Consider the following 25,261-nt stretch of genomic DNA (forward strand, 5'->3'; position numbering starts at 1 on the left):
CCGCGTGAGCGCGGCGCTGGTCGCGGGGCTGCTGGCCGGCTACGGCATCGCCGTGCCGGTGGGAGCGGTCGCGGCCTACCTCGTCGCCCTCACCGCGCGGACCTCGCCGCGAGTGGGCTCCGGAGCCGCCCTGGGCGTCGCGACCGCGGACGGCCTCTACGCCCTGGTCGCCACGGCCGGAGGCTCGGCCCTCGCCCCGCTCCTCGCACCGGTCACCCAGCCCCTGCGATGGGCCTCGGCCGCTGTCCTCGCGGCGCTGGCGTGCCGGGGCGCGGTGGCGGCCGTACGCGACCACCGTGCGCGGCAGGACCCCGTCGGCGGCCCCGGGCGGAGGCCGGTGGGCCCGTTGCGGGCGTACCTCGCGCTGCTGGGCATCACGCTGCTGAACCCGGTCACCGTCGTGTACTTCACCGCCCTGGTGCTCGCGGGCCGGGGCGCCGCCGAGCCGGGGGCCGGTGAGCAGGCCGTGTTCGTCCTGGCCGCCTTCGCCGCTTCCGCCACCTGGCAGCTGCTGCTCGTGGGCGGCGGAGCTCTGCTGGGACGCGTACTCACCGGGCCGCGCGGCCGTCTCTGCACCGCCCTGGTCTCCAGCGCCGTGATCGTCGGCCTCGCCGCCCATCTGCTCCTCACCCCGCCGTGACAGGCGTGCGGGGGCCTTTACCGGGGGAGGGAGACCGGTACGTCAGGCGACCGCGTCCCCCGCCGCTGCCGCCTTGGCGGCTGCCGCAGCCGAGGGCGTCTGCTCCTTCGCGGTGGCGATCACGTCGTCCAACACGTCCCGGGAGCGCTGGAGTTCGCTGATCATCCGGTCGATCCGCTCCCGCTCCGCGCCGAGGTCGGCGACCAGCCGGGGCGTGGCGGTCGCGGACGGGCCGCCGTCCGAGTCCCGTACGCAGGGCAGAAGTTCGCCGATCTTGGAGCTGCGCAGCCCGGCCGCGTAGAACTCCTGGATGCGGATCACCCGGTCCACCGTGCCTTCCCGGTACTCGCGGTGCCCGCCGGGTGTACGGTCCGCCTCCAGCAGCCCCTGCGCCTCGTAGTAGCGCAGCGAGCGTTCGCTGACGCCCGTACGCCGGGCCAGTTCACCGATCCGCATGACGTCCGTGCCTCCCTCGGGCTTGAACCTGACACCGGTGTCAATTCTTACCCTCCCCGCATGACGAACCCACCCGCAATCGCTTCCGCGACCTCCGCCCAGGCCCCCGAACCCGAGCCCGGCAAGGTCTTCGAGCCCGCCCGGCTCGGTCCGCTCCGGCTCCCGAACCGGCTGGTGATGGCCCCGCTGACCCGTAACCGGGCCACCGCCGACGGCGTACCGACCCCGCTCATGGTCACCTACTACGCCCAACGCGCCACGGCGGGACTGATCATCGCCGAGGCGTCCACCCCGAACGCGGTGGGGCAGACGTACCCTCACATCACCGCGATCCACCGGCCGGAACACGTCACCGGATGGCGCGCGGTCACCGACGCGGTACGCGCGGCGGGCGGGCGGATGTTCCTCCAGCTTCAGCACGGCGGACGGGTCGGACACCCCGACACCAGCGGACTGACCCCGGTCGCGCCCTCGCCCGTGGCGCTGCCCGAGACGCTCCACACGCCCTCGGGCAAGCAACAGGCCCCCGTACCCCGGGAGATGGGCCCGGACGACATCGAGGAGCACATCGCCGACTTCGCCTCCGCCGCGCGTCGCGCGATCGAGGCGGGCTTCGAAGGGGTGGAGGTCCACAGCGCCAACGGCCACCTGCTCCACCAGTTCCTCTCGCAGAACACCAACCGCCGCACCGACGCCTACGGCGGCCCGGTCGGCAACCGCGTCCGGTTCGTCGCCGAGGTGGTACGCGCCGTCGCCGAGGAGATCGGCCCCGAACGCGTCGGGCTGCGCGTCTCGCCCGGCCACACGGTCAACAGCATCGAGGAAGGCGACACCGAGGTGATCTACCCCGCGCTCGTCGCCGCCCTCGCGGACAGTCGGATCGCCTATCTGCACATCGGGTACGCCGACCCGGACCAGCCCGTCTTCCAGCGCATCCGCAAGGACTGGCCCGGCACCCTGATCGCCAACCCGGTGCTCCCGAAGGACCGCCTCCCCGAGGACGGCGGCCTCGCCGCGAGCGAGCGCCTGCTCGCCGCCGGAGCCGACCTCATCGCCCTCGGCCGCCCGTTCCTCGCCAACCCCGACCTCGTCCACCGCCTGCGCACGGGCGCGCCGGTCAACCAGGTGCGGGACGCGTACATGATGTACGTCGGCGGGGCGACGGGCTACACGGACTACCCGACGCTGCCGACCGGCGGATGAGACCGGCCGTGCCGACCGTCCCCGGCCATGACGAGGGTCCGGCCGGCTTCCCCGACGAGGTCGGGATCCGCCCAGGCCGTGCCGGGCTCGCGTACGGGCGGGGTGGGGACGGTTGAGGGTCTTGTCGAGCCGGGCAAGGGGGCGGCGGGCTGGTCTGCCTGCCGGGAATTGGATCTTTGTCGAAGGGGTTGGTGGGGTTGAGCCGATAACTGGAGGGGTCATGCGAGCGATTCAGGTGTACGAAGTAGGCGGTTCCGAGGTGCTGAAAGAGGCCGAGGTGGACCAGCCGCGGCCCGGTCCCGGCGAGGCGGTCGTGGAGGTCGCCGCGTCCGGGGTCAACTTCCTCGACGTCTACTACCGCGAGGGCCGTTACAGCCTCCCGCTGCCCTTCACTCCGGGCTCCGAGGGCGCCGGGACGGTCGTCGAAGTCGGACCCGGCGTCGTCGACGTCGCAGTGGGGGACCGGGTCGGTTGGGTGGAGATACCCGGCACGTATGCCGAGCGGGCCGTCGTGGACTCCTCCCGGCTGGTGCCGCTGCCCGACGACATCGGCTTCGAGACAGCCGCCGCCGTGCTCCTCCAAGGCATGACCGCGCACTATCTCATCAAGGACGCCTACCCGGTTCAGGCGGGCGACACGGTGCTCGTGCACGCGGCCGCCGGTGGCATGGGGCAGCTTCTGACCCAGCTCATCACCCATCTCGGCGGCAGGGTGATCGGTACGACGTCGACCACCGCGAAGGCCGAGCTGGCGAAGCGTGCCGGGGCCGCCGAGGTGATCCTTTCCTCCGAGGTCGACGATCTCGCAGCCGAGGTGAGGCGGCTCAACGGCGGCCAGGGACTGCCGGTCGTCTACGACGGCGTCGGCGCGAGCACCTTCGACGCGAGCCTCGCCAGCCTGCGCACCCGCGGCCATCTCGTGCTCTTCGGCGCGGCAAGTGGTGCCGTGCCGCCGTTCGATCCGATCCGGCTCGCCCACGGCGGTTCGCTGAGTCTGATCCGGCCCAGCCTCGGGGACTTCATCATCGATCGGTCCGAACTGCTCCGACGGGCCGCCGATGTGTTCGAGTGGGTCCGCTCCAAGGCGCTTGAGGCCACCGTGACGGGCCGCTACGCACTGTCCGAGGCCGCCCGGGCCCACAGCGATCTGGAGGCACGGCGTACCACCGGCAAGCTGCTCGTCATACCCGATGCGGCCGCCGTGGGGCGCCGCGAGGAGACGCAGAGCTGATCGCGGGTGACGAGCTCGGGGACTTGGAGAGCGAGACGTCGAGGGCATGACCGACCGTCACCGCCGAGATTCCCGACACCGTCAGGCACTCGGCAGGCCTGGACCGAGTATTCAGCGGAGGTTGGCGCCGCCGGAGGTACCGACCGGGAAGGCAGCTCTTTGACCGAGCGCGGTATCGACGGAGGATGGCCCACGAGAGAGGGCCCGCGCGGCGAAGCGGGGCCCTGATGCCTACCAACAGCAGGGAGCGTTCCTCCGATGCCGGCAGATCCCATACGTCCCGGGCGCAGCGGTTCCGCGCGCACCGGGTCCTCGTCCGCCACGGGCGTGGACGCACCGCCGTTCTCGACGTCCCTCGTCAAGAGGGTGTTCAGGGACGTCACGCCCCTGCACGTCTCGCGCCCGGCCGCTCGGGCCGCCGCGACGGTGACGCGGACAGTGCTGGCGGACATCATCGACGGCGCGCTGCGAGCGGCGGCGGAGGAAGAGCGGAAGAAGCTGTTTCCGAAGGACTTCGTGAAAGCCATCGACCGGGACGTCGAGCTGGAGGTGGGAGGCGCCTGGTACCACCACAGTCCTACGTTCAAGGGGCTGACCGGTACCGTGTACGACGCTCAGGGTGTCGTCGTACGGGCGCCCAAGCGCAGCCGATCACGTAAGCCGAGTGCCGTGGTGGGCGCCCACAGGTTCGAGGCCGCGATCAGGAAGCTGCTGCGCGACCGGGGCGCGGCGGCCGTCCCCGCGATGGTCCGCGACTTGGACGGGATAGCCAGCGTGTTCCTGACGGACCTCGCCCGGGACGCTGCCATGGTCGTCCGGGAGGGCGGGCTCAAGCGGTTCGGCACGGTCACCTTGGCGGCACATGGCGAACTGACCGACCCGCCGGTCCCGTCCGTACCGAAGCCCGTCGCGGCCCTGTCCACCCGCACGGGAGACGGGCGGACCATCGGCAGGGACGACGTCCTGGCCGCCACCATGATCCAGTTGTTCGGCGGAGTCAGGCAGCGCGCCCTCGCCGCAGCGCGCGAAGCGACGAGGACGGCTCAGTAATAGCCCTTGGTGCCGTCCAGCAGCTCCCGGACGATGTCCGCGTGCCCCGCGTGCCGGCCCGTCTCCTCGATGAGGTGGATCAGCATCCAGCGGAGGTTGGCGCCGGCGGAGTGGAAGCCGGTGTGCCGGCCGATGTCGTCCAGGGAGGCCGCCGCGACGATCTCGTTGCTGCGCGCGCACTGGGCCTCGTACTCCGCGAGCAGCTCGGCGAGAGTCCGCCCGTCGGTCTGCCAGTCGGCGTCCTCGGCCGACTCGTCGAACGACGGGTTCTGCTTCTCGTCACCGCCGAGGAACACCACCTCCAGCCAGGTGTGCTCGACCCAGCGCATGTGGGAGACGAGACCGGCCATCGTCATGAGCGGAGAGCTCGGGAGGACGGAACGGTGCGCGTCCTCCTCGCTGATCCCCTCGCACTTCCAGCGCAGGATCTGCCGCTGGAGGTCCAACCAGCCTATGAGGGATGTGCGTTCGTCCGCTTGAAGTGGGGGGCGCTTCAGTTCAGGTGTCATGGCGGCGCACGCTACCGGGGCGGCCGGGAAGCGCCAATCCGATTTACGGCGCGCGGGGTACGCGGTCGGTGACGGCCCGAGCGGGCCAGCCCCGGTCCGTGGAACGCCCCAAGCCCCCAGGGAAGCCTCGACCCCGAGGCCTGTCCGTGGCCCGGGGCCGCAGGCGGAGCGGCGGGCGCCGGGCCAGCCATGTCGCGCACCTGCGCCCGGTGGCTCAGCGCTGGGCGGCGAACGCGACGAACTCCGCCCAGGCGGTGGCGGTGACGAGGATGGCGGGTTCGTCGGGGTTTTTGCTGTCGCGGACGGGGACGAGGCCGGGGAAGTCGGCGCAGACTTCGAGGCAGTTGGTCTGACCGCCGTCGCTGTGGCTTGACTTTCGCCAGTGGGCGCGGCGGAGGTCGGGCGGCACGGCTGTCATTCCGGCCTCTTGAGGGCGTCGAGGAACGAGGTCCACGCGGGCGTGGTGATGGCGAGCGTGGGTCCGGCGGGGTTTTTGCTGTCGCGGACGGGTACGACTCCGCTCAGGCTCCCGGCCACCTCCACGCAGTTTGTGCCGCCACCATCGCTGTGGCTCGACTTGCGCCAGTAGGCCTGGCTGAGGTCAGGCGTGATCACCGGTCGGCCTTCCGAATGTCATGGATGAAAGCGGACCATGCGGTTGTGCTGAGAAGGAGTGCCGGTCCGGCGGGGTTCTTGCTGTCGCGGACGGGTACGACTTCATCCAAGTTGACTGCCACTACGACGCAGTTCGTGTCGCCACCGTCGCTGTGACTCGACTTGCGCCAGTGAGCGCGGCGGAGGTCGGGTGTGATCACCGGTCCGTCGTCCGGACGTCGTTGATGAAGGCGGTCCACGCGGGGGCGGCGATGAGGAGCGTGGGCCCGGTGGGGTTCTTGCTGTCGCGGACAGGGGCGAATCCGGGGCAGTCGTCAGCGATTTCAAGGCAGTTGTTGGCCCCGCCGTCGCTGTAGGTGGACTTACGCCAGCGCGTGCAGTTGAAGTCGGGGGTACGGCTCATGATCTGTGCTCCTCCAGGACGCCCCTGATGAACGCGTCGGATTCTGACGGGGGCAACGCCAGGTCTCTTAGCCGATCGTAGGACAGCCGGTATCGGGTTACTGCGGACGGATCCTCAATCAACTCGGCGCATCCGTTGCCTTCGGTGTAGGCAACAGCTCCACCGTCTTCCTGCCACAACAGAGTGAGTGAGCCATCCATGAGGTTGTGTGCCCCCGCAGCGAAGGGCAGCACCTGGAGTACGAGTGACGGCACCTCCGCCATCTCGATGAGGTGACACAGCTGCTTCTCCCAAGCCTTGGCATCCGACACGGGGCGACGTAACGCGTACTCGTCCATGATGATTCGGACCGATGGTGCCGGGACACGGTGGAGCAGTTGCTGCCGACCGAGGCGCGCTATGACCTGCTCCTCCACCAGCTCTGCCTCAGCAGTCGTTTCCTGAGCCCCGGACAACGACTCCCGGGCAACGTCCTCGGTCTGGAGCAACCCCGGAATTCCCAGAGTGAACAGGTGCATGATCCGGGCCGCCGGCTCCAGCCGCATGAACTCCTTGTACTTGTCCTTGAAGACTTCCCTCCGCGCCACCTTCCATAATCCCTGGAGCAGCTCCCCGCTCGCGTAGTACCGGTCGAGGTCCTCCATCACCTCCAGCTTGGACAGCCGTTGCCCGACCTCCAGTCGGTACAGGTAGCTCTTGTCGTAGCGGGTGTCCGCCGCGAGTTCGGCCAGTGACTTGCCGGCCGTCTCGCGGAGGTAGCGCAGCGTCCGTCCGAGCGCGGCGCGTCCCGACTCCTCGTCCACGTCGGCCGGAGCGGTCATCGTGGGCCTCCCGTTGTCCTGTGTGCGGGCAATCGTGTGCTGCTTCCGAGCGTAGGTCGCGGCGGTGATCATCGAGTCACGAACGGTGAGCATCACCCGTTGGAAGTCACCCACGTCTGCGAGGCATGTGTCATGGCCGATTCCCAGTTCCGTCTGCTGCCCTGGAACTCGCCCGAGGGCAGGCGCTGTTACCTCAGCACCGATGACCCCGACAGCCGGATGTCGCGGCTGGCCGACGAGGTGGAGGCCGATCTCGTCGCGTGCGGGGAGGACGTGCTCGCCGGGGCGCGGGAGGTGCTGGCCGACGAGGCGGCCGGGGAGACGGCCGTGCGGTTCGCGCTCAAGGCGGCTGCCGACGCGTTGCGGGACGCGCTGCTGGTGGCGGAGTGCCGGGAGGGGCGGCCGCCGTTCGCGTGGATCGTCGGCGGGGTGAGTCCGGGGCCCCGGCGGGACCGCTTCCGGCGGCCGGAGGGAGCGGAGCCCTCGAAGGAGACCGAGGAGGAGACCTGGGAGGAGCTCAAGGAGGCGCCCGGGGAGGGGCAGGGCCCCGGGGAGAGTCCCGTTCGCCCGGTTTGATCACGGAATCCCGTGAAGGGTGAGCGTGGCTGCGGGGTGCGTGTGGGCTCGTCGGCCGCTGGCGATGTTGGCCCATCCGGAGCGGTGGAGGGTGGCGTGGGCAAGGTCGCGCAGTGCGCTCATGACGGCTGGGGTGCGATGCCGGCGGATCTGACTGGCGTCTTCGGCGAAGGTCACGTCTTTGGTCCAGTGGACGGTGTTCTCGATGATCCAGTGGCCACGCGCCCAGGCAGCGATCTCAACGGGAGACGCCTGGTGGGCCGCGAGATCGGTGACGGCATAGACGGTCTCGGTCTGCCACTTCGATGTGCCGATTCGGCGGCGTTTGCGGTCGATGCGAACAACCTGGCGGGCGTGAGGGAACAGCAGACCGTTCACGCTCACCACCTTCACCTCGCGGACCTCCTCACGGACGTGTCCGCGGTCGCGGGACTGGTCGAGGACCGGTACCTGCCACCAGGGCAGTTTGGTCAACTGGCGAGCCAGGGTGGGCTGGTTGTTCTTCACCGACAGCAGGTAGTGGGCCTGGCGGTCCTCGACAAGGTAGCGAGCGTGGCTCGTCTGGGCGTGCAGGGCGTCGACGGTGACGACGGAGCCGGTCAGGTCCTGATCATCGAGGGCGTCCAGCAGCGGAGCGAACTCGGTTATCTCGTTCGTCTTCGCACCGATCTCGCGCAGAGCAGCAGTCAACGCATCGTGGTGGCGCACTGCGGAAAGGACGAAGACACGGCTGCCGTCCGCGCGGACCGCTCCGCGCAGGCATTTGCCGTCCACGGCAAAAGCCGCACGACGCGGTTGCGGCCGGTCCGTCTCGTGCTGGGCGATCCGGTGGGCGCGGCGCTGTTCGCGCTCGACGATCCCATCCGGGCCAATCGCGGTCACCGGGCGGGCCTGGAGTGTGGTGAGTCTGGTGAAACCAGCGGCGGTGAGGAGCGCGGGGTCGACGCGGGCGAATACATCGCGCAGGGTTCGCTCGCCCGGAGCCTTGAACCGGCCGGTAAAGGGATCGAAAGGGCAGCCCAGCCGGGCCAGGACATCCTGGTCGCAGCGGCGTACCCACTCGGCAATGGCGGTCAGGGAGTTGTGTCCGGCGCTGGTGAGTGCACACACGCCGACCGCGAGCAGCGTGGCCAGCCGGAACCGCACCCCGCGCGGATTCCTCGGATCGGGCACCAGGGACAGAGCGGCGAGCAGCCCGGACGGCACCACCGCCTCGGGCCGTGACGCCCCGGACGCGGCCTGTGGCAGGTGCAGAGCGGACGGAACAGATGATGGTGCAACGAGCACGGCGACCTTACCGGGACCGGACTGGTTCACCAGTCGATGCGGTGAGTTCTTTGGTCATGAAGACGCGGCTGGTGCCCGGCGGATCGCAGGGCACCTCTCCCAGCCGCTTCCACCCGTTCTTCTGGTAAAAGCCGGGGGCCTGGAAGGTGATGGTGTAGAGCACGGCCGTGCGGCAGCCACGGGCACGAGCCTCGTCCTCGGCCTGCCGGAGGATCTCTGTTCCCAGCCCGCTGCCACGCAGCCGGGGCGGCAGGTAGAAGAGGTCGAGGAAGAACAGCCCGAGCGAGGTACGCCCGGTCAGTCCGCCGACCACCTGGCGCGTCTCGGGATCACGGACCAGGACGGCCAGAGGTCTGCGGTCGGCGATTCCCGTGTGCTCGATGTTGAAGCGCTCCAGCGCGTCGGAGATCGCCGCAACGTCTTCGGGTGTGGGGGCGTCGGTGAGCACCCAGTCCGTCTGGGGTTTGGGCTGGTGGGAGATGGTGACGGCAGTGTCGGACGCGGTCATGGTTGCTCCAGTACGTGAGCGGATGCGAGTGCGGGGCCGGTGAGCCCGGCGCACGGGCCGACGCTAGGACGGGGACGCTTCGACGGACGTCGAAGGGACGTCGGCGACAATGGGCACCGTGGACATTCAGCGCGCAGGCCAGGATGTGGGTGTGGACCTGGCGGGCGTGGCCAGACTGCTGGCCGACGGCACCCGGGCCGCCTTCTGCCTCGCGCTGCTCGACGGGCGGGCATGGACGGCGAACGAGCTCGCGCGCTATGCCGGAGTGGCGCCGTCCACGGCGACCTCGCACCTGAACCTGCTCGTAAACGGCGGACTCCTCGTCGAGGAGCGGCACGGACGCCACCGCTACGTACGGGTGGCCGACCGCAGAGTGGTCGAACTGATCGAGAGCCTTGCCGCGCTGGCCCCCAAGCACAGCGCCCCACCACGCTCGCTGTCGGCCTCCGGCCGGCGGCAGGCACTGGCCCGCGCCCGGCTGTGCTACGACCACCTGGCCGGAACCACCGCACTGGCCATCACCGACGCGATGGTCGAACGCGGACTCCTGGAGTGGGGACCCGAGCCGGGCCTGACCGGCAAGGGCACCCTCTGGCTTGCCGAGACCGGCATCACGGTGCCTGCCGGATCACGCCGGCCACCGGTGCGCGCATGCCTCGACTGGACCGAGCGCCGTCTCCACCTGGCTGGCGCTGTGGGCGCCGCCCTGTCTGCCCACGCACTCGCCACCGGGTGGATGACGCGCATCGGCACCACCCGCGCCCTCCTCGTGACACTCGCCGGCCGCCGGGCACTGCACGACCACCTCGGCCTGCCACCAGCTGAACTCTGATCCTGAACCGGACCTGACCCGGCCACACCGACGCGTGATCAAGCCGGGCGAACAGGACTCTCCCCGGGGCCTGCGGGGAGGGGCCTGAGGAAGGTGAGGCCGAAGGGCCCGGGGAGAACCCCGCCCGGTGACCCGTTCCGTCCGGGAAAACCCTGATGAATGCCGTTCAAAAGTGATCTCCAGAGCTACTCCGTACATTCCGTTCCGACCCTGAATCAGTCGTTCCCGTTCTATTACAGTGCTGGCGGAGCCGTACCGACGGTAGGGGGACTGGCCGGATGACCATCGGGACCACAGCTGTCTGGGGCCGTGTGGAGCAGCAGGACTTCCGCAGCCGGGTACGGGGAGCGCTGCTGGGTGGCGCGCTCGGGGACGCTCTCGGGGCGGGGGTCACCCCGCTCACGCTGGAGGAGATCCGCGAGGCCCACGGGGTCGGCGGTGTGGCTGATTTCGTGCCGGTGTTCGGGCGGCGGGGCGGTGTCACGGCGGTCACCCAGCTGACCCTGTTCACCGTGGACGGGCTGATACGGGCGCAGGTGCGGCGCGATACGGGCGCCTGGCATCCGCCGACCGACGTGTACCGGGCCCATCTGCGGTGGGCGGCGACGCAGCGGGACTGGGGGCCGGACGAGCGGCGCGAGGGTGACGGCTGGCTCGCGCGCGAGGAGTGGCTGTACGCCCGCCGGGCCCCGGTGCGGGCCTGTCTGCACGGGTTCGGCGACACCACCATGGGCACCCTGGAGAGCCCCAGGAACCCGCAGGCGCGGGATTCGGCCGCGCTGACCCGGTCCGCGCCGTTCGGGCTGCTCGCGGGGTGGGAGCCGCAGCTCGTGTGCCAGCTCGCCGTCGAGTGCGCGGCGCAGAGCCACGGGCACTCGACCGCCCAACTGGCCGCCGGGGCCTTCGCGGTGGTGGTGCACGGGCTGGCCCGGCGGGACACGCTGGACGGGTCGGTGCAGCGGGCGCTCGCGCTGCTCGCGGAACGCCCGGGCCACGAGCCCGTCAGCGAGGCGGTGCGCCGGGCCCTCGGAGCCGTACGGCAAGGCATTCCCGGGCCCGCGCTGATCGAGTCGCTGGGGTCGGACGACTCGGCGGAGGAGGTCCTCGCGGTGGGGCTGTACTGCGCGCTCGTCGGCGAGGACGTGCGGCACGGGCTTCGGCTGGCCGTGAACCACGGGGGGCCGTCCTCGCCCGCCGCGGCGGTCTGCGGGGCGCTGCTGGGCGCGTTGCACGGGGAGACGGCCCTGCCGCCGTCCTGGCTCGCGGAGATCGAGGGGCGGGCCACGATCCTCGAACTCGCCGACGACTTCGCGATGGAGATGACCCAGGGCCCGGCCCTGCACAACGCGACTGCCGCTGCGCCGGGTTGGCTCGCCCGGTATCCGAGGGCGTGACGGGGATCTCCCGTGGCCCCGGGCGCGGCAAACGAGTTGTGCATCCCGTGTGGGCGGGCCAGCATCCCAGGATGGGAACCATCTCTGGCATGCAGCCCTCTGACTCGCACCCCTCCGGCGTGCAGCCTCCCGACGTGCTCCACTGCGACCGGATCGAACTCCGCCGGTGGCACGCCGACATGATCGAGGGGCTGGACCGGGCGATCACCGAGTCGCGCGAGCACCTGCGTCCCTGGATGCCCTTCGCGGCCACCCACGACCGGGCACAGGGCGAAGGCTTCCTCGCCTTCGCCGAGAAGGAGTGGCTGGCGGGGGAGGGATACAACTACGCGATCCTCTCGGACGGTGTGGTGGTCGGAAGCTGTGGCCTGCACCGTCGCATCGGGCCGCACGGTCTGGAGATCGGGTACTGGCTCCACCACGCGTGGACCGGACAGGGGCTGGCCACCATGGCCGCGGCAGCCCTGGTGCGGGCAGCGGGAGAGCTGCCGGGCATCGACCACGTCGAGATCCACCACGACGAGGCAAACGTCGCGAGCGGCGCGGTCGCCCGGCGCCTGGGCTTCACCGAGGTCGCCCGAATTGTCGCGCCGGACCGGCAGGCGGCGCCCGGTGAGACGGGCGTCGACCTGATCTGGCGTCTCGCGGTACGGGCCGAGGCGTCGGCGGCCCCTGCCTGACGGGGCTCGGGGAGATCGGCGGATCCCCGAACGAGACCGTGGGAAAGCCTGGTTGAGCCGGCACTCCGGATTGGTGATCGCTTAGGGTCGGCTTCATGACCGCATACGTGATCGCAGACGTGAAGTTGACCGGCGACGCCGATGAACTGGCCGAGTACCGTTCGCAGGTGGTCGCCACCCTCGCCCCCTACGGCGGACGCTATCTGGCCCGGGGCGGCGAGACCGATGTCGTCGAGGGCGCCTGGGCCCCCGGGCAGATCGTTCTGGTGGAGTTCCCGGACCTGGCCTCCGCGCGAGCCTGGAACGACTCGGCGGAGTACCAGGCGATCGCCCCGTTGCGCAGCCGGAACACGGACAGCAGAAGGCTGATCGTCGAGGGCCTCTGACCCAAGGGCTTCTGGCCCCGGGCCTCTGACCCCGGGTCTTCTGACCCCGGAGGCCCCCGTGGCGGCCGGTCCTTCCGTCAGTCGCCCCGTCCGCCCCGTCCGCCCCGTCCGCCCTGCCCGCCCGGCCTGGCCGGCCGGAGCAGTACCGGGCGCAGCCTGCTGTACCCGCGTACCGATACGGGCCTCAGTGACCGGAGGTCGTAGCCCGGCATCCCCGAAAGCTCCCCGGCCAGCTCGGTGTTGACCAGCACCGTGTCGGGGCGGGCCACGGCCGTGAGCCGGGCGGCGATGTTGACGGCCGCGCCGTAGACGTCGCCGAAGCGACTGAGTACGGCTCCGTGGGCGAGCCCGGTCCGCACCTGCGGCAGCCGGGGTTCGGCCGCAGCGCGGGCGGTCAGTTCCAAGGCCGTGTCGGCGGCCTCGGACGCCGACTCGCAGACGAAGAGGACCTCGTCACCGATGGTCTTCACCACCCGGCCCCCGCCCTCGGCGACCACGTCCCCGGTGAGACTCTCGAACAGGTCCAGTACGCGGACGAGTTCGGCGTTCCCGAGCCCTCTGGTCAGCCGGGTGTAGCCGACCATGTCGGTGAAGCCCACCGCCCGGTCGCGGACTTCGGCACCCTCGTGCGGCGGCACCGGGCCGCCCGCCGCCCGGCCCTCGAAGCCGGGATCCCGCGACTCGGCCCCGGTGTGCGCGGTCTCCCGCACCTCGGCCCCTTCGGCCGCCTCGGCCAGGACGCGTTCCGCGTAAGCGGCGAGGTGCCGGCGCCACACGTGCTGCTGCAACGCCTCCATCTCCGGCAGCAGGGCCGCGGCGTGCGTCATCAACTTCCCGCCGTCCAGCGTGAACTCGGACTCCCGGTTGATCCAGGACCAGAGGGTGTGCACCTCCCACTCCGCCAGCCGGGAGAGATGGTGGCCCAGGGCGCGGGCCATCATGATCTCGCTCTCCTCGGTGATGAGCCCGGCCGCGATGAGCCGTTCCCCCGCGCGCAGCGCCTCGACGTCGGCGTCGGTGAAGACACGCGCGTCCTCGTCGACCATCGGGAAACCGAGCGCGCGCCAGATCCGCGCAGTGCGCCCGGCCCCGACCCCGGACCGCTCGGCCATCTCCTGCCGCGTCCAGACACGTCCCCCGCCGAGCAGCACCTCCTCGATGGCCCGGCCGAGTTCGGCGACCCCGAAGAGCTGCCCGGGCACCTCGGCCGCCTCGGCCGCAGGCCCGCCCGCGCGTAACGGCTCGGGCCCTGGGGCGGGCCCGCCCGCCCCACTCATGTGGTGTGCACGATCAGCACGTCGAGCGGGGCCTTGCGGGCGATGTCCGCCGGTACGGAGCCGAGGATGCGCCCGGCGAGCGAGCGCAGCCCCCGGTTGCCGACGACCAGCAGATCGGCCGAGACCTCCCGGGCGGTCCGGGCGAGCGCGGCGACCGGCTCGTCCTCCACCGCGACCGTCCGTATCGCGCCCGCGCCCTGCGCCCTGGCCCGGTCCGCCGCGACGCGCAGCGTGGCCTCGGCGGGCGCCGAGCCCACCACCTGATAGGCCTCGGCCTTCAACTGATCCTGCGCCGCTGCCAGTTCGTGCCCGCGCATCGGTAGATACGCGCAGGCGATGACGAGTTCGGCCGCGCAGTCGGCGGCGAGCCGGGCCGCCCTCTCGACCGCCGCCAACGACGACTCCGAGCCGTCCGTACCGACCATGACCGTGCGGTAGGCGCCCACGCCAAACCCCTTACTCCGCAGTAAACTTACTGAAAAGTAAGGTAGAGGGGGCGGGTCCGCCGGGCAAGGGGCGGGGCACGCGCGGGACGGGTGACATGCCGCACGTGCCGCGCCGGGCACGGGTGCGCCGGTCGGCGGGGTCCCGCCGGTCCGGGGCCCGCGGGTCGGGGGCCCGCCGGTCGGGGGGCCCGCCGGTCGGGGTCTCGCCGACCGGGGCCCGTCGGCCATGGTCCTGTCGGCGGTCCGCGTCAGGCCGGGGGAGCGTAGGTCTTCCGGCCGGAGTACACCCACGCGGCGGACTTCCAGGTCCCCAGCCGGAGCCTCAGCTTGCTGTCGCGCGGCAGCGTCCCGGCCAGCGCGATGACGTTGTACCCGGTACGGGAGTGGGAGCACTCCGACTCGGGGGAGTCCTTCCACTTCTCGCCCGTACCCCCGTACTGGAGCCGGGCCGTGAACCGGGTGGCCGTGCGGCAGCGGGCCGTCAACTGCCCCTTGAGGGTGTAGGTACGGTTTCCGGTCCCGCTCCAGGACAGGTGGCCGCTGAAGCTCAGGACCGCGGAGGTGTCGCCCCGGCGGACCTGGAACTCCACCGGCTGTTCGGCGGGAGCGGCGTGCGTACCGGGGGTGGCGGGGGCGGCCGAGGCGGGGGCGACCGCGGTGGCCGCCGCCGGGACCAGCAGGGCGGCGGCGACCAGGGCGGCGGTGCGGGCAGGGTGCACGGGAAGAGGTCCTCTCGAAGATCACGAACAGGTCGGGATCTTCCTACCGGTCCACCTCACCGCACCGGGCGGAGGAACCGTTCACCGCTCACCCGTATGGACCGCGCGTCACCCGGGAGGGGTGGGGCCGGACTGCTCATGCCCACGGACGCGGCCGCCTCTGCCGGGTGTGCCCGTCACCGCGGGGTGAAATCGTGCCGCGGGGCCTCCCGCAGCGCGAACCACGCGAGGGCGGACCGGCGTGCGCGGTCCGTCAGTACGGTGAACGGGGCGGGCCGCCCGCCCGCGTCCCGTACGGCCTGATCGAGGTAGTCGCGCAGTTGCCACACCTCCACCGGGCCGGTCCTCTCCGTGACGTCGAGGGCCCGCCGCACCTCGTCCGGGGTGACGCCCAGGTCCGCCGCGGCTTCCTCCTCGGTCAGGCCGGACAGGGTCAGGTTCTGACTCAACTCCGCGCTCGTGCGGCGGCGTTCGGCCTCGTTCAGGGACATGGCACGGCCTCGTTCCTGGTGATGCGTGATGCGTGATGCGTGATGCAGGGGGTGGGGTTGGGGGCAGTGTTCGGCGCGTGGGGCGGCCTTCTGCGGGTGGGGGCCTTCAGCGGGTCGGCACCGCGTCCAGGGCGGCGAGGGCCGTCGCGTCGAGCGCGACCGCGCCGGCCGCGACGTTCGCCTCCAGGTGCCCGGTATCGGCCGTACCGGGGATGAGCAGCACGTTCGGTGCGTGGTGGAGCAGCCAGGACAGGCCGATCTGGGCAGGGGTGCTGCCCAGCGATTCGGCGAGCGCTACGACGGCGGGTTCGTCCGTCACCTTCGGCATGCCGGGGAACGCGCTGCCGAGCGGGAAGTACGGCACCCAGGCGATGTCCTCCGCGACGCAGAGCCGGAGCATCTCCTCGTCGTCGCGGGCCACCAGGCTGTACGCGTTCTGCACGCAGGCCAGGCCCACCGGGAGCGCCCGGCGCAGCTCGGCCATGCCGACGTGGCTGATGCCGATCGCGTCGATCTTTCCCTCGTCGCGCAGTGCGGTCATGGTGGCCAACTGGTCGTCGATGTCGACCACTTGATCGCCCTCGGCGATCAGGCCGGGAGCGCGTTCGGCGCGGCGCAGATTGACCAGGGGAATCCGGTCGACGCCGAGGCTCTTCAGGTTGTCCTCGACCGAGGCCCGCAGTTCCTCGGGCCGCTGGGCGAGGCGCATCGGGTGCGGGCCACCGGAGTGGGGCGTCGCGCCGACCTTGCTGACGACGAGGACGCCGTCCTCGGGCCGGAGCGCTTCGCGCAGGACGTCGTTGGCGAAGCCGTCCCCGTAGAAGTGCGCGGTGTCGATGTGGTCGACGCCGAGCTCGACCGCCCGGCGTACGACCGCGAGGGCGGCGGCGCGGTCGTCGCGGAGGCGGGGCAGCTGCATGGCGCCGAAGCCGATGCGGGAGACGGTACGGGCGCCGATCCGGCCGGCCCCTCCGGCGCGGGGAGCGCCGTTCGCCGTGGTGTCTGTGGTCGTCATGAGGTCATCCCGGTCTCGTGAGAGGATGAAGAAACGGAGGAACCTCCGTTAAGTCGACTGTAGCACTACCGGAGGTTCCTCCGTTTTGAACGCCGCCGATACCCCGGACGCTCCCGGCGCTGCCGGTGCCCCGGATTCCCCTGGCACTCCTGATGTCCCCGGGGTGCGGGCCGCCGCGCCCCGGCCCGCCCGCGCCGACGCGCGGCGCAACCGCGACAAGCTGATCGAGGCGGCCCGCTCGGCGTTCGCCGCCGCCGACGACACCGTCCCGCTGGAGACGGTCGCCCGTGCGGCGGGCGTCGGCATCGGCACCCTCTACCGGCACTTCCCCACCCGCGAAGCCCTGGTGGAAGCCGTGTTCGCGGCCGAACTGGACGCCGTCACCGCGAGCGCCGACGAGCTCCTCGCCGGGCTCCCGCCCGAGGTGGCCCTGCGCGCCTGGATGGACCGCTACGCCGGGTTCGTCGCCACCAAGCGCGGCATGCTGGGCACGCTCCGGGCGGGCTGGGCCTCCGGAGCCATCGCCACCCCGGCCACCCGGGAGCGCCTCACCGCCGCCATCGGGGTCCTTCTCGCCGCCGGTGCGCGCACCGGTTCGCTCCGGTCGGACGTCGACCCCGACGACGTCACCACCATGGTCTTCGGCGTCTTCCACTCCGTGGCCGTCGACGACACCCCGGACCGGATCGGCCGGGTGCTCGACCTCGTCGTCGACGCCCTGCGCCCGCGCGACGGAGGCGGCGCCCACCCGGTGGCGGACTGACGCCGGCGGAAGGAAGTCCACGAAAAGGCCGCACCCGAACCCCGCTGAAGGCGGCGGTCCGTGGCACATTCCCGTGCTCGGATCCGGTCGTCCGGGGCTCCGGGGGCGTCAGCGCCCCCGGAGCCCCGGACGGCCCTTTTCGCGTGCGCCGGCCGACGGATCCCGGAAGGCCGCGCGGAACCCCTTGCGCAATGGTCAAGGAACGTTGACCATTGCGCGCATGGCTACCGACGGTCTCCCCGAGACCCTTCACGTCACCACCGACGAGCAGTTGCGCGCCGTCTCCAACCTCACACGCCACCGGATCATGGCCGCGATCCGCTTCGAACCGGCGACGATCACGCAGATCGCCGAGCGACTCGGCCTCGCGAAGGGGAGTTCCAGCTACCACGTACGGCTGCTGGAACGGGCCGGTGTGGTGAAGGTGGTCCGGACACGGAAGGTGCGCGGGGTCACCGAGCGGTACTACGCGATGGCCGCGCGGACGATCGAGATGCCGGACCCCGGTCAGGGAGGGCCGGACCCGCTGATGCGGCACGCGCTGGCCGATCTGGAGGCGTCGCCCGTGGACGGCGAACGGCACGTCGGCATGGCCCATCTGCGGCTCACCGAGGAGCAGTTCACACAGCTGGGGGTACGGCTCCAGGCGCTGGCGGACGAGTACCGGGAGCTGTCCGATCCCGCCCTGCCGGACGCCTCGTTCGTCTTCGCGCTGTTCCACCCGGCATCGCGCGAGCAGAGCGGATCGCAGACCGGATCGCAGACGGGATCGCAGACCGGATCGCAGACGGGATCGCAGACCGGATCGCAGACGGGATCGCAGACCGGATCGCAGACGGGATCGCAGACCGGATCGCAGACGGGATCCCAGACCGGATCGCAGACCGGATCCCAGACCGGAGGGGAGTCCAAGTGACACCGGGAACAGGGAAGTTGCCGACCGGCTTCGGGCGGCTCTGGAGCGCGCAGACGGTCTCCTCGCTCGGTGACGGGGTGACGCAGGCCGCGCTGCCGCTGATCGCGCTGACGCTGACGCGGGATCCGAGGGCGCTCGCCGTCGTCACGGCCGCGGGGACACTGCCGTGGTTACTCTTCGGGGTGCTCGGCGGAGCTCTGGTGGACCGGTGGGACCGCCGGCGCACGATGTGGGTCGCCGACGCGGCGCGTGCCGTACTGCTCGGGATACCCGCGGCGGCGGCCGTCCTCGACGTACTGAGCATTCCGCTGCTCGCGGCCGTCGCCTTCCTGCTCGGCCTCGGCGGACTCTTCTTCGACACGGCCGCCACGGCCTATCTCCCGGAGCTGCTCCACCGGGACCCCGCACTCCTGGAGCGCGCCAACTCCCGTCTGCGCGGCGCCCAGACCGCCATGTCCGGCTTCGCGGGGCCGCCCGCGGGCAGTGCGCTGCTCGCGCTCGGGCGGGCGGTCCCGCTGGTCGCCGACGCGGTGTCGTTCCTGCTCTCCGCGCTCCTCGTGCGCACGCTGCCCGCCACGCCCCGGCCCGTGCCGGAGGCCCGCGAACCGCTGCTCCGGCAGGCACGGGCCGGGGCCTCGTACGTCTTCCGGAACCCGCTGCTGCTCGGGCTGGCGCTCCGCCCGGCGGTCGGGAACGTCGCCTTCATCGCCGTGGAGACCGTCCTCGCCCTCTTCGCGCACGAGCGCCTCGGCATCGACACCTACGGCTTCGGCCTGCTCCTCACCGCGGAGGCCACCGGCGGTCTGCTCGGTGCGGGCATCGCCTCCCGCCTCGGCCGGCGCCTCGGTACCGGCGCCGCGCTGACCTGCACGGCGGCCGTCGAGGGGCTCGCCGTCCTGGGTCTGGCCGCCGCTCCGAATCCGTACGTGGCCGGGGCGGCGCTCGCCGTCTGCGGGGCGGGCATGGGCGCCACGATGGTGATCGCCCCCTCCCTCCGGCAGACGATCGTCCCCGCCCACCTGATGGGCCGGGTCGCGTCCACCTCCCGCATGCTGGCCATGTGCGCCGCCCCCGTCGGTGCCTTCCTGGGCGGCTGGCTCGCCACCGCCTACGACATCCGCACCCCGCTCTACGCCGCCGCCGGCCTCCTCCTGGCGATGACCGCCCTCACCGCGACCATGACCAGCAACCGCCGCGTCGAAGCGGCACTGCGGGCCGCCGCCCCGGCAGCCGTTCCGGATACCGCCCCGGCAGCCGTTCCGGATACCGCCGGGGCGGCCGGTCCGGACCGCCCGGAGGCCGTGGCCGCGCCCTGAGCGGTCACCGACGGAAAAGGGGCTGCCGCCGGTGAGACGCGCGCCGCATACTCCACGGATGACGACCACTCCACCGACGACGCCACCCCCGACCGCACCCGTGATCATCTTCGACGACGAGTTCCACATGTACGTGCTCAGGGACCAGGCGTACGCGGAGGCGTGGTGGGAGATGCCCGACGAGTACTCCCGCGGCTTCGACGCGACGGCCAGGCCGCTGCGCATGACGGGCGAGCCCCACCGGATCCGCCTTGAACCGACCGGCGAGGAGCCGGACGAGGCCGGGCTGCGCCGCATGGTCGCCGACCACTACCGGCGCTACCTCCCGGGACAGCCACCGCCTTCCGCGCCCGGCCTCGCGGACTTCGTCGCGCAGCTGCCGCGCGAAGGGGAGTGACCGGGCCGGTCCGGCCGGCTCCCGCCGCGTCAACTCGGCTCCGTCCGCTGTCAGCTGCGGGGGCGGCCGAACCAGGCCACGCCGTCCCGATGGGCCATGAGGACGATCAACAGGACGCCGGCCGTCACTCCCACGAGTGAGGACAGGACGGTGGAGGCGGACGAGGCAGCGGTGGCGAAGCCGATCGTGAAGGCGCCGACAACACCGTGCCAGGCGCCGTAGACGATGGTGCCGATGCGGAGCGGCTTGCCGCCGGCACCGAACCGGAGGGCGAGCACGAGGGCGACCGCGGCGTAGACGGCGGCCCAGATCATTCCGGCCTGCGCGACGACCACCCTCGCCGAAGCGGCCTGCTCCTCCGCCAGGGCGGAGGGGGGCCAGAGCCCCGACGATCCGCTGTCCGTGTCGAAGACGCTCTGCGCCAGTTCCGCCTGGGCGAGCGCGGCAAGCCCCAGGACGATGAGCAGCCCCGACAGGACGAACAGGACGATGCGAGCCGTCCTGACCCGCTGTGGCATCTCCGGATCGCCGGGAACGTACTGCTGCCGCCCGTACCCGGGGCCGGACGCCGTCCGGGGGCGCGGGGGGTAACTCGGAGGCATCGGCACCTGCCGGAAGCGGAACTCCGGCTGGTCGCCGGGGAGGCCGGTCTGCCCGGGCTGCGTACGAGGCGTTTCGTTCATGGGAGTTCTCCTCAAGTGTCGAAGGTGCTTGAACGAGCGTGAAGGTGCTTGAACGAGCGTGAAGGTGCTTGAACGTGCTTGAAGGGGCTCGGGGGGGCGAGGCCGGATGCCGGTCCCTCCGGTGGGGGTGGTGCCGGTCTGCCCGGCGGGGGCCGACGGCGGTGACCGCCGTCGGCGGGAGAGGGGTCCGGGACGGGCGTACCCGGCATGAGTGACGGGCCTCCCCGACCCGCCGGACCATGCCCGGCGGATCGGGGACCAGGGGCCTTCACCCCACGGGGTGGGTCACCAGGGGCACGCGGTCAGCCTCGGCCGTCGCAGGCCTTGCAGTCGCCGCTGCCGCGGCAGCTGTCGCACTTCCACACACCGCGCCGGCCGGAGCCGTCGCAGGTCGTGCACTTGCCGTTGCCCTTGCAGCGCTGGCACGTGTTCCACATGGGGATTCCTCCTTTCGGGTTTTCCTCGAAGGTGTCCGGACGCCTCCCGGCCGCGACGGGACGGGCGCGGGTGCCCGCGCCGCGCCGCTCGACCGGTCGGGCGGGAGGGATCAGTACGTACGCGCCTTCTCCCAGCCCCGCGCGTTGTCCAGAGAGGTCGCGAAGTAGTTCCTGGGCGGGACGACTTCCCCCTTCGGCAGGTGCTTCGTGCTGAGGGCGGGGCTGTACGTGCGGAAGATCGCGATCGACTTCGTGAGGCAGTTGTTGAGGCCCACGTTGTAGCCGCTGCTCTTCCCGGTGCGGAAGGTGCGCTGCGCGGCCTTGAGGTCGCCACCTGCGGTGTTGATGCACCGGTAGGCGTCGTAGTAGCCCGCCCTGTGGCGGCCGTCCCGCCGGAGGCTCGCGCGGAGGTCGTTCCAGGAGCCGCCCTTGATCCAGCTGCCGTTCTCGGAGCCGGCGGCGATGACCGCCTTGCCCCGGTAGCCCTCGGTGGCACCCCAGATCCAGTGTTCGGCGTGCTTCGGGTCACGGATCGCCCAGGCGACGTGTCCGTATGTCCGGCCGGCGAACCGGGCGCCCTCCTTGTCCAGGAAGAGGCAGGCCCGGCCGCCCGTGGCGGCGTCGGCCGCGGCCGGGGCGATCAGCGGGACGGCCGTCGCCGTCAGCACGGCCGTGAGGAGAGCCAGTACTGTGCGATGCTTTCGGGTCGTCGATCGGTTCATGGCAGCACTCCGTTACCAGCTCGGTGGATTGAGGGCGGATCAGTTCGGTCCCGTCCGCTGCGATCCACTCTCCCGACTGCCGGAAGCCCGCTCCAGACCCTTCGGTGCGCAGGTCCTTGCAGTGCACGATGCACCGCCTTTGACCTGCTGTTTCACAAGCACTGTGCAATTTTCTGGGCATGAGGGGACGCGCTCGTGGGGGAACAGGATGAACAGTTCGAGGAGTTGGCGTTCGCCCTTGTCCAGGCGCTGGACGAGTGGAGCACGTGCCTACAGGAAGTGATGGAGGGCGACGGTCCGTCCCGGGCGGGGCTGGTCGCCCTGTTGAGGGAGGCCACCCCGAAGATCGACAACCCTCTGCTGGGACACTGGCTGCTCGGCCGCGATCAGCTTCTCGGCGAGAACAAGAGAGCGGGCCGCCTGCCGACCGCGGAGGACACCGCCCGCATCGCCGCCGCCTTCCGCGGAGACGCCGCGAACCGCCGCAGAAGGCTGATGGGGATCGCCAGACGCATCGAGATCCACCTGGCCGAGTTGCGCGCGATCAAGGGGCATCAGTGGCGGAGCGCGGTGGTCAAGACGCTCAGCGCGCCGGTTGAGGCTGTGGCACCTCTTGAGCCCGTCGCGCGACCACGGTCCTCGGGCGCCACCGATCCCGCGACGGCCCCGCAGTTGTCGGCCCTCCAACCGTCGACCCCGCGACAGCCCGTCCCGCCGGGTGTTCCCGAGGCTCCCGTACCGGCCGCCGGGGAGGTCGCGGCCGGCGGGGGCGAGCGGCCCGCCCCGGGACCCGCCGTACGCGACACCGGCTCCGTCGCCCCGCGTGCACGGAAGCGCGGTGCCGCGGTGGGCATTGCGGTCGTCGCCGCGCTGATCGTTTCGGTGCTCGCCGTCAAGGGCCTGCCCGGGTCGGCGGAGCGGGCGGACCGGGCCGAGACCGCCGCCGGTCCTGTCGCCCCGGCCGGTCCTGTCACCTCTGCCGGTCCTGTCACCTCTGCCGGTCCCGCGGCACCGGGTCCGGCGGCAGGAGCACGTTCGATCGTCCGGGACGGGGACGCGTTGGGTGGGAACAGCCGGTGCTCGCCGCCCCAAGCCGGTCCGTCCGGCGTACTGCTGCGCGCCTGCGCGGAGGTCCGGAGCGACAGGCTGCGGTTCGCCGTGCGGGTCGAGAACCCGACCGCTTCCGCCGTGGACGTCACGGTCAAGGTGGCCGGTTTCTGGCAGGTGTCCCACGACTGCGTACCGGGGCCCGACCTGGCTCACCGCACGGTCGAACCGGGGGAAACCTTCACCACCGACCCCGCCCTCTGCGAGACGCCGCGCCAGAAGGAGCGGATGGCCTATCAAGCGGAGGCCTTCATCGCCGCGGGGGACGGCCAGGAGTGGGTGGGCCACATGTTCTCCCCGCGTGCCAACGTCTACGCGGACAAGGAGACCGCCTGGCGATGCGGCGGTGACGTGCCGTGCTGAGACGGGGCACCCGGCGGTTCGCGGCCGGGCCGTACGGCACCCGGCACTGACGCTCGCCCACGCCATGGGGCCCGTCCGGGTACGCGCACGGGCCGGTGCACGCGCAGGGGCCGGGGTCTCCCCTCCCGGCCGGTCGGCCGCCGAGGTGGAGAACACCGGCCCGTGCGTGCGTACGTGTCCTGCGGCCCGCGCGCCCCGGAGCCCGGTGAGGGGCCCCGGGGCGGGGGTCAGTCCCGGATCGGGGCGGCGTCCGCGGCCGGGCCGCCCTGGGCGGGGAGGGACGCGGCGGCCGAACCGTCGTCGCCGTCCTCGTTGATGCGGGCGAGGACCGCGTCGCGCTCCGGGGTGTCCTCCGGCTTCACGAAGCCGATCACGATGTAGAGGACCAGGGAGACCGCGAGCGGTACGGAGACCTGGTACTGGAGCGGGACCCCGCCGTCGACGGCCCAGTTGATCGGGTAGTTGACCAGCCAGAACGCGACCAGGCCCAGCGCCCAGCTGACCAGCGCCGCGGTCGGACCGGACTTCCGGAACGTACGCAGCAGGCCGAGCATGAACGGGATGGCGATCGGGCCCATCAGACCGGCGACCCACTTGATGACGACGGTGATGATGTCCTTGAACGTGGGGGAGTTGACCTGCGTGGCGACCGCCATCGACAGCGCCAGGAACGCGATCGTGGTCCAGCGGGCCGCGATCAGGCCGACCCGCTCGTTCCAGCCGCGCGCCGACTTGGCGAGGGTCGGCATGATGTCGCGGGTGAAGACGGCGGAGATGGCGTTGGCGTCCGAGGAGCACATGGCCATCGTGTGCGAGAAGAAGCCGACGATCACCAGGCCCAACAGGCCGTGCGGCAAAAGCTGTTCGGTCATCAGGGCGTAGCTGTCCGAGGCGTCCGGCTTCTGCGCGTGGACGAGCAGCGGCGCGCACCACATCGGGAAGAACAGCACCAGCGGCCAGACGAACCAGAGGACGGCGGAGAGCCTGGCCGAACGCGTCGCGGAGCGGGCCGAGTCGGTGGCCATGTACCGCTGGGCCTGGTTCCACATACCGCCGTTGTACTCGAACGTCTTGATGAAGAGGAACGCCAGCAGGAAGGTCACCGTGTACGGGCCGGCGGTCGGGTCGGCGTGGCCGTCGGGGAGCTTGTCCCAGACCGTCCACAGGGTGGAGAAGCCGTCCAGCTTGCCCATTACCGCGATCAGCATCGCGAGCCCGGCGAAGAGCTGGATGATGAACTGCCCCAGCTCGGTGAGCGCGTCGGCCCACAGCCCGCCCACCGTGCAGTAGATGGCGGTGATGACGCCGGTGATCAGGATGCCCTGGGTGATGGTGAGACCGGTGAAGACGGACAACAGGGTCGCGATCGCGGCCCACTTGGCGCCGACGTCCACGATCTTCAGCAGCAGCCCGGACCAGGCGAGAGCCTGCTGGGTCTGGATGTTGTAGCGGTTCTTCAGGTACTCCAGCGGCGAGGAGACCCGCAGCCGCGAGCGCAGCCGGTTGAGCCGGGGCGCGAAGAGCTTCGCGCCGATGAAGATGCCGATGGCGATCGGGAGCGACCACGTGACGAAGGAGGTGACCCCGTACGTGTAGGCGATGCCGGCATAGCCGGTGAACATCACCGCGCTGTACCCCGACATGTGGTGCGAGATGCCGGACAGCCACCACGGCATCTTCCCGCCGGCCGTGAAGAAGTCGCCGACGGTGTCCACGCGCTTGTGCGACCAGAGGCCGATCGCGACCATCACACCGAAGTATCCGATGAGTACGGTCCAGTCGAGACTGTTCATGTACCCCTCCAGGGGTCCGCCTTGTGAACGGGAACGCTCTTCGTCAGTACGGCCGTTCAGCGGTACCCCGCGCGGGTAACGGGGACTTGGGGGATTGAACCGCTTCCGGAAGGGTGGGGTCAAGGGATATGCGGTCATGAATGTGAACACAGATCAGCACCCCGAACAGTTTTACTTGTTCTTGACCAAGCGGGCCGTTGTGTGGAAGTGACGGGGGCCACACGA

At 71.4% G+C, this 25,261-nt stretch carries 30 protein-coding genes and 2 pseudogenes; 14 read left to right on the forward strand and 18 right to left on the reverse strand.

The window, feature by feature from the left end; translation table 11 throughout:
* Positions 1 to 4: 4 nt before the first annotated feature.
* Positions 5 to 640 (forward strand): LysE family transporter, encoded by a 636-nt coding sequence (locus tag OHA55_RS18390; protein WP_266707659.1) that lies wholly within the window; start codon positions 5 to 7, stop codon positions 638 to 640.
* 42 nt (positions 641 to 682) lie between these two features.
* On the opposite strand, the gene OHA55_RS18395 is transcribed toward OHA55_RS18390, so the two are convergent.
* Positions 683 to 1,096: a MerR family transcriptional regulator gene (locus OHA55_RS18395; protein WP_266707661.1), complete on the reverse strand. Its 414-nt coding sequence runs from the start codon at positions 1,094 to 1,096 to the stop codon at positions 683 to 685.
* 60 nt (positions 1,097 to 1,156) lie between these two features.
* Between OHA55_RS18395 and OHA55_RS18400 the strand changes: the two genes are divergently transcribed.
* From OHA55_RS18400 to OHA55_RS18410, 3 genes are all read left to right on the forward strand, one after another.
* Positions 1,157 to 2,299: an alkene reductase gene (locus OHA55_RS18400; protein WP_266707663.1), complete on the forward strand. Its 1,143-nt coding sequence runs from the start codon at positions 1,157 to 1,159 to the stop codon at positions 2,297 to 2,299.
* Positions 2,300 to 2,519: 220 nt separating this feature from the next.
* Positions 2,520 to 3,530, forward strand: coding sequence for a quinone oxidoreductase (locus tag OHA55_RS18405; RefSeq protein WP_266707665.1), 1,011 nt, complete (start codon positions 2,520 to 2,522; stop codon positions 3,528 to 3,530).
* Between the two features lie 258 nt (positions 3,531 to 3,788).
* On the forward strand, positions 3,789 to 4,580 hold the full coding sequence (locus OHA55_RS18410; protein ID WP_266707667.1) for a hypothetical protein: 792 nt from the start codon (positions 3,789 to 3,791) through the stop codon (positions 4,578 to 4,580).
* Here the strand turns inward: OHA55_RS18410 and OHA55_RS18415 are convergent.
* From OHA55_RS18415 to OHA55_RS18440, 6 genes are all read right to left on the reverse strand, one after another.
* The gene (locus OHA55_RS18415) at positions 4,574 to 5,089 is read right to left on the reverse strand and encodes a DinB family protein (protein WP_266707669.1); all 516 of its coding nucleotides are present in this window, start codon (positions 5,087 to 5,089) and stop codon (positions 4,574 to 4,576) included. The genes OHA55_RS18410 and OHA55_RS18415 overlap by 7 nt on opposite strands.
* Before the next feature lie 214 nt (positions 5,090 to 5,303).
* The gene (locus OHA55_RS18420) at positions 5,304 to 5,507 is read right to left on the reverse strand and encodes a DUF397 domain-containing protein (protein ID WP_266707671.1); all 204 of its coding nucleotides are present in this window, start codon (positions 5,505 to 5,507) and stop codon (positions 5,304 to 5,306) included.
* Positions 5,504 to 5,704 (reverse strand): DUF397 domain-containing protein, encoded by a 201-nt coding sequence (locus OHA55_RS18425; RefSeq protein WP_266707673.1) that lies wholly within the window; start codon positions 5,702 to 5,704, stop codon positions 5,504 to 5,506. Before OHA55_RS18425 ends, OHA55_RS18420 begins: the two co-directional genes overlap by 4 nt.
* A complete protein-coding gene (locus OHA55_RS18430) occupies positions 5,701 to 5,943 on the reverse strand; it encodes a DUF397 domain-containing protein (protein WP_323180426.1) in 243 nt (80 codons plus the stop codon). The genes OHA55_RS18425 and OHA55_RS18430 overlap by 4 nt, the downstream gene beginning before the upstream one ends.
* Entirely contained in the window at positions 5,901 to 6,107 is a 207-nt protein-coding gene (locus tag OHA55_RS18435) for a DUF397 domain-containing protein (RefSeq protein WP_266707677.1), read from the reverse strand. The genes OHA55_RS18430 and OHA55_RS18435 overlap by 43 nt, the downstream gene beginning before the upstream one ends.
* Entirely contained in the window at positions 6,104 to 6,928 is an 825-nt protein-coding gene (locus tag OHA55_RS18440) for a helix-turn-helix transcriptional regulator (protein WP_266710784.1), read from the reverse strand. Before OHA55_RS18440 ends, OHA55_RS18435 begins: the two co-directional genes overlap by 4 nt.
* A 132-nt stretch (positions 6,929 to 7,060) precedes the next feature.
* Between OHA55_RS18440 and OHA55_RS18445 the strand changes: the two are divergent.
* Positions 7,061 to 7,321 (forward strand): annotated as a pseudogene (locus OHA55_RS18445) (hypothetical protein); the annotation flags it as partial.
* A gap of 183 nt (positions 7,322 to 7,504) precedes the next feature.
* On the opposite strand, the gene OHA55_RS18450 reads toward OHA55_RS18445, so the two are convergent.
* Both OHA55_RS18450 and OHA55_RS18455 read right to left on the reverse strand, forming a co-directional pair.
* The gene (locus OHA55_RS18450) at positions 7,505 to 8,821 is read right to left on the reverse strand and encodes an ISAs1 family transposase (protein ID WP_266707679.1); all 1,317 of its coding nucleotides are present in this window, start codon (positions 8,819 to 8,821) and stop codon (positions 7,505 to 7,507) included.
* The gene (locus OHA55_RS18455) at positions 8,799 to 9,299 is read right to left on the reverse strand and encodes a GNAT family N-acetyltransferase (protein WP_266707681.1); all 501 of its coding nucleotides are present in this window, start codon (positions 9,297 to 9,299) and stop codon (positions 8,799 to 8,801) included. The genes OHA55_RS18450 and OHA55_RS18455 overlap by 23 nt, the downstream gene beginning before the upstream one ends.
* Positions 9,300 to 9,408: 109 nt before the next feature.
* Here OHA55_RS18455 and OHA55_RS18460 point away from each other — a divergent pair, with 109 nt between their 5' ends.
* The 4 genes from OHA55_RS18460 (at position 9,409) to OHA55_RS18475 (ending at position 12,591) form a co-directional block, all read left to right on the forward strand.
* Entirely contained in the window at positions 9,409 to 10,131 is a 723-nt protein-coding gene (locus OHA55_RS18460) for a helix-turn-helix transcriptional regulator (RefSeq protein ID WP_266707683.1), read from the forward strand.
* 278 nt (positions 10,132 to 10,409) lie between these two features.
* On the forward strand, positions 10,410 to 11,525 hold the full coding sequence (locus OHA55_RS18465) for an ADP-ribosylglycohydrolase family protein (protein ID WP_266707685.1): 1,116 nt from the start codon (positions 10,410 to 10,412) through the stop codon (positions 11,523 to 11,525).
* Between the two features lie 89 nt (positions 11,526 to 11,614).
* Positions 11,615 to 12,205: a GNAT family N-acetyltransferase gene (locus tag OHA55_RS18470; protein WP_266707687.1), complete on the forward strand. Its 591-nt coding sequence runs from the start codon at positions 11,615 to 11,617 to the stop codon at positions 12,203 to 12,205.
* Positions 12,206 to 12,300: 95 nt separating this feature from the next.
* Positions 12,301 to 12,591 (forward strand): DUF1330 domain-containing protein, encoded by a 291-nt coding sequence (locus tag OHA55_RS18475; protein WP_266707689.1) that lies wholly within the window; start codon positions 12,301 to 12,303, stop codon positions 12,589 to 12,591.
* 77 nt (positions 12,592 to 12,668) lie between these two features.
* Here OHA55_RS18475 and OHA55_RS18480 read toward each other — a convergent pair whose 3' ends face one another.
* From OHA55_RS18480 to OHA55_RS18500, 5 genes are all read right to left on the reverse strand, one after another.
* Positions 12,669 to 13,793 (reverse strand): adenylate/guanylate cyclase domain-containing protein, encoded by a 1,125-nt coding sequence (locus OHA55_RS18480; protein WP_266707691.1) that lies wholly within the window; start codon positions 13,791 to 13,793, stop codon positions 12,669 to 12,671.
* Positions 13,794 to 13,864: 71 nt separating this feature from the next.
* Positions 13,865 to 14,314, reverse strand: a complete 450-nt coding sequence (locus OHA55_RS18485) for a universal stress protein (RefSeq protein ID WP_266707693.1) — start codon at positions 14,312 to 14,314, stop codon at positions 13,865 to 13,867.
* Positions 14,315 to 14,562: 248 nt separating this feature from the next.
* Positions 14,563 to 15,033, reverse strand: a complete 471-nt coding sequence (locus tag OHA55_RS18490; RefSeq protein ID WP_266707695.1) for a hypothetical protein — start codon at positions 15,031 to 15,033, stop codon at positions 14,563 to 14,565.
* 176 nt (positions 15,034 to 15,209) lie between these two features.
* Positions 15,210 to 15,524: a DUF2316 family protein gene (locus OHA55_RS18495; RefSeq protein WP_266707697.1), complete on the reverse strand. Its 315-nt coding sequence runs from the start codon at positions 15,522 to 15,524 to the stop codon at positions 15,210 to 15,212.
* A 106-nt stretch (positions 15,525 to 15,630) separates the two neighbouring features.
* Positions 15,631 to 16,539, reverse strand: coding sequence for an aldo/keto reductase (locus OHA55_RS18500; RefSeq protein ID WP_266707699.1), 909 nt, complete (start codon positions 16,537 to 16,539; stop codon positions 15,631 to 15,633).
* Between the two features lie 163 nt (positions 16,540 to 16,702).
* On the opposite strand from OHA55_RS18500, the gene OHA55_RS18505 reads away from it, so the two are divergent.
* The 4 genes and pseudogenes from OHA55_RS18505 (at position 16,703) to OHA55_RS18520 (ending at position 19,931) form a co-directional block, all read left to right on the forward strand.
* A complete protein-coding gene (locus tag OHA55_RS18505; protein WP_266710786.1) occupies positions 16,703 to 17,302 on the forward strand; it encodes a TetR/AcrR family transcriptional regulator in 600 nt (199 codons plus the stop codon).
* A gap of 220 nt (positions 17,303 to 17,522) precedes the next feature.
* Positions 17,523 to 18,044, forward strand: a pseudogene (locus OHA55_RS18510) (ArsR/SmtB family transcription factor); the annotation flags it as partial.
* A 191-nt stretch (positions 18,045 to 18,235) separates the two neighbouring features.
* Positions 18,236 to 19,534 carry an MFS transporter gene (locus OHA55_RS18515; RefSeq protein ID WP_266710788.1) on the forward strand — a complete coding sequence of 433 codons (1,299 nt, stop codon included), beginning with the start codon at positions 18,236 to 18,238 and terminating at the stop codon, positions 19,532 to 19,534.
* A gap of 58 nt (positions 19,535 to 19,592) precedes the next feature.
* The gene (locus tag OHA55_RS18520) at positions 19,593 to 19,931 is read left to right on the forward strand and encodes a hypothetical protein (RefSeq protein WP_266707701.1); all 339 of its coding nucleotides are present in this window, start codon (positions 19,593 to 19,595) and stop codon (positions 19,929 to 19,931) included.
* Between the two features lie 50 nt (positions 19,932 to 19,981).
* Here OHA55_RS18520 and OHA55_RS18525 read toward each other — a convergent pair whose 3' ends face one another.
* The 3 genes from OHA55_RS18525 to OHA55_RS18535 all read right to left on the reverse strand — a co-directional run bounded on the left by OHA55_RS18525 (position 19,982) and on the right by OHA55_RS18535 (position 21,719).
* Complete coding sequence (locus OHA55_RS18525) at positions 19,982 to 20,614, reverse strand: hypothetical protein (protein ID WP_266707703.1); 633 nt, start codon at positions 20,612 to 20,614, stop codon at positions 19,982 to 19,984.
* 302 nt (positions 20,615 to 20,916) lie between these two features.
* A complete protein-coding gene (locus OHA55_RS18530) occupies positions 20,917 to 21,051 on the reverse strand; it encodes a hypothetical protein (protein ID WP_266707705.1) in 135 nt (44 codons plus the stop codon).
* A gap of 110 nt (positions 21,052 to 21,161) precedes the next feature.
* Positions 21,162 to 21,719 (reverse strand): Tat pathway signal protein, encoded by a 558-nt coding sequence (locus tag OHA55_RS18535; protein ID WP_266707707.1) that lies wholly within the window; start codon positions 21,717 to 21,719, stop codon positions 21,162 to 21,164.
* Between the two features lie 249 nt (positions 21,720 to 21,968).
* Between OHA55_RS18535 and OHA55_RS18540 the strand changes: the two genes are divergently transcribed.
* Positions 21,969 to 23,243: a hypothetical protein gene (locus tag OHA55_RS18540; RefSeq protein WP_266707709.1), complete on the forward strand. Its 1,275-nt coding sequence runs from the start codon at positions 21,969 to 21,971 to the stop codon at positions 23,241 to 23,243.
* Between the two features lie 227 nt (positions 23,244 to 23,470).
* Here the strand turns inward: OHA55_RS18540 and OHA55_RS18545 are convergent, their stop codons facing one another.
* Entirely contained in the window at positions 23,471 to 25,036 is a 1,566-nt protein-coding gene (locus OHA55_RS18545) for a sodium:solute symporter family protein (protein WP_266707711.1), read from the reverse strand.
* Positions 25,037 to 25,261 lie beyond the last annotated feature (225 nt).

It is taken from the genome of Streptomyces sp. NBC_00102, assembly GCF_026343115.1.
Classification (GTDB): Bacteria; Actinomycetota; Actinomycetes; order Streptomycetales; family Streptomycetaceae; genus Streptomyces.